Annotated in this window: 1 protein-coding gene and 1 pseudogene; both read left to right on the top strand. The window is 69.3% G+C overall.

Annotation, left to right across the window (positions count from 1 at the left end):
• Window positions 1-183: pseudogene (locus tag ACFOJE_RS11155) on the top strand (acetaldehyde dehydrogenase); the annotation flags it as partial.
• A 10-nt stretch (window positions 184-193) separates the two neighbouring features.
• On the top strand, window positions 194-761 hold a 568-nt coding region (dmpG, locus tag ACFOJE_RS11160; RefSeq protein WP_377814422.1), incomplete at its 3' end, for a 4-hydroxy-2-oxovalerate aldolase.

A 761-nucleotide genomic window follows, 5' to 3' on the forward strand; every position in this document is an offset into this window, starting at 1 on the left:
CCCGCGTCGGCGCCGCTGAACGTGCCGGGCCTCGGCCATCTCTCGGGCCTGAAGACCTCGGTGTTCCTCGAAGTCGAGGGCGCCGCCCACTACCTGCCGGCCTACGCCGGCAACCTGGACATCATGACCTCCGCCGCGCTGGCCACCGCCGAGCGCATGGCGCAATCCATGCTTCACGCCTGAGGACCACGCCATGACCTTCACCCCCGGCAAGCAGCTGTATATCTCCGACGTGACCCTGCGCGACGGCAGCCACGCCGTCCGCCACCAGTATTCGATCGCCCAGGTGCAGGCCATCGCCCGCGCCCTCGATCAGGCCAAGGTGGACTCCCTCGAAGTGGCCCACGGCGACGGCCTGCAGGGCTCCAGCTTCAACTACGGTTTCGGCGCCCATACCGACCTGGAATGGATCGAGGCGGTGGCCGAGGTGGTCAGCCACGCCCAGATCGCCACCCTGCTGCTGCCCGGCATCGGCACCGTGCACGACCTGGACAACGCCTACCGGGCCGGCGCCCGCGTGGTGCGGGTGGCCACCCACTGCACCGAGGCCGACGTGTCCCGCCAGCACATCGAGCACGCGCGGACGCTCGGCATGGACACCGTCGGCTTCCTGATGATGAGCCACCTGACCAGCCCGCAGCACCTCGCCGTGGAGGCGAAGAAGATGGAGGGTTACGGCGCCACCTGCATCTACGTGGTCGACTCCGGCGGGGCGATGCAGATGCAGGACATCCGCGAGCGCTTCCGCGCGCTGAAGGACG

The organism is Azotobacter bryophylli (assembly GCF_042643485.1).
Classification (GTDB): Bacteria; Pseudomonadota; Gammaproteobacteria; order Pseudomonadales; family Pseudomonadaceae; genus Azotobacter; species Azotobacter bryophylli.